At 72.3% G+C, this 1893-nt stretch carries 3 protein-coding genes; all 3 read left to right on the top strand.

What is annotated here, in order from left to right:
• Nucleotides 1-790: FecCD family ABC transporter permease (locus tag G6017_RS13125; RefSeq protein WP_182617737.1), on the top strand; the 790-nt coding region annotated here is incomplete at its 5' end.
• Nucleotides 787-1656, top strand: a complete 870-nt coding sequence (locus G6017_RS13120; RefSeq protein WP_182610083.1) for a heme ABC transporter ATP-binding protein — start codon at nucleotides 787-789, stop codon at nucleotides 1654-1656. The genes G6017_RS13125 and G6017_RS13120, both read left to right, overlap by 4 nt.
• Nucleotides 1653-1893 (top strand): hypothetical protein (locus G6017_RS13115; protein ID WP_206682435.1); only part of this gene is annotated, 241 nt, incomplete at its 3' end. The genes G6017_RS13120 and G6017_RS13115, both read left to right, overlap by 4 nt.

Below are 1893 nucleotides of genomic sequence, written 5' to 3'. Positions count from 1 at the left end.
CGGGGCGCTCATGCAGGGCGCGTTCGGCAACCCGCTCGCCGAGCCCAGCGTGGTGGGGGTGTCCGCCGGGGCGGCCGTGGGCGCCGCGGCGGCGATCGTGTTCGGGCTGACCGCCTTCGGTGCCTGGACCAGCGTCGTCTGCGCTTTCGTCGCCGGCATCATCACCACCACCGCGGTGTACCTGTTCAGCCGGAGCAACGGCAGGACCGAGGTGGTCACGCTGGTCCTCACCGGCATCGCCGTGAACGCCGTCGCCGGAGCCGCGCTCGCGCTGCTCATGTTCCTCGGGGACACCCAGGCCCGCGAGGAGATCGTGTTCTGGCAACTGGGAAGCCTGAACGGCAGCCGGTGGGAGCACGTCCTGGTGGTGGCGCCTCTGGCGTTGCTCGGGCTGGTCCTGGCAGCGCGTCTGGCGCGACCTCTGGACCTGCTCGCGCTCGGAGAGCGCCCGGCCCGCCACCTGGGCGTCAACGTGGAGCGGTTGCGTGTCTTCTCGATCCTGCTGGTCGGCCTGCTCACGGCCGCTGCGGTGAGCTTCTGCGGCATCGTCGCGTTCGTCGGCCTGGTGGTGCCGCATCTCGTCCGCATGATCGCCGGGCCGGGCCACCGACTGCTGCTTCCGGCGTCGGCGCTGGGTGGTGCGGTGTGTCTGCTGGCGGCCGACCTGCTCGCCCGCACCGCCGTGAACTACGCGGAGCTGCCACTGGGGATGGTGACGGCCGCCGTCGGCGGACCGTTCTTCTTCTGGCTCCTCCACCGCACCCGTCGCACCGCAGGGGGCTGGGGATGAGCGTCACCGGGTCACGCGTACCGGTGCTGTCCGCCGAACGCGTCACGGTACGAATCGGTGGCCGGACCCTGCTCGACGCGGTCGACCTGGAGGTCTACGCAGGCGAGGTGCTGGCGCTGGTGGGCCCCAACGGTGCGGGCAAGTCCACGCTGCTCGGCGTGGTGGCGGGGGACACCGACCCGGACTCCGGCCGCACGGTGCTCGACGGCACCGATCTGCACCGGTGGCGTCTCGGCGACCTCGCCCGCCGCCGGGCCCTGCTCACCCAGGCCAACTCGGTCGCCTTCCCCTTCACCGTGCGGGAGATCGTCGCGATGGGGCGCGCCCCCTGGGCAGCGCTGCCCGAGGGGAACGACGACGAGGAGATCATCGAGGAGTCGTTGGCCGCCACCGACACCTCCTCGCTGCGGTCCCGGACCTTCCCGACCCTGTCCGGTGGAGAGAAGGCGCGCGCCTCACTGTCGAGGGCGCTCGCCCAGCGGGCCGGAGTGCTGCTCCTCGACGAACCCACCGCCGCGGTGGACCTGCGCCATCAGGAGATCGTCCTGGAGCTGGCCCGGACCGTGGCCGACGCCGGCGGGGCGGTGGTGGTGGTCCTGCACGACCTGGAGTTGGCCGCCGCGTGGTCCGACCGGCTCGTCATGATCTCCGGGGGTCGGATCCGTGCCGAGGGGCCACCCGACCGGGTCCTCACCGCCGAGCTGGTGGAAGAGGTCTATCAGCAGCCGGTTCTCGTCGACCGTCATCCCGTCACCGGGGACCTGTTGGTCACCCCGGATCGACGTCGATTCCGCACCGCCCGGACGCCGGCGGAGCCCGCGTTCCCGGCGACACTCGGGTCGGCCCTCGTCAAGGAGTTCACGTGATTCACACCCGGTCATCAACGATGCGGGCGTCCGCGATGCGGATGCTCGCCGTCCTGGCGCTGGCGCTGCTCGGTACGTCGGCGCTCGCCGTCCTCGCCGACGCGCCGGCGAACGCCGCCGCACGACTGACGGCGTCCAGCTCACTGGGCGGGGCGGTGGCGTCGACCTCGGGCCGGACCGGGTTCACCGTGTCGGGCTCGGGTTTCCAGGCCGTCGAGGGCGGATTCGGTGGCGTGA

This window comes from Dietzia sp. B44 (assembly GCF_014145245.1).
Lineage (GTDB): Bacteria > Actinomycetota > Actinomycetes > Mycobacteriales > Mycobacteriaceae > Dietzia > Dietzia natronolimnaea.
Note: the sequence above shows the minus strand (reverse complement) of the source record. Positions and strands in the feature narration are given on the sequence as shown.

What these genes read in the sequence shown, in the direction of transcription:
- G6017_RS13120 (WP_182610083.1), top strand. Translation starts at nt 787, where the DNA reads ATGAGCGTCACCGGGTCACGCGTACCGGTGCTGTCCGCCGAACGCGTC.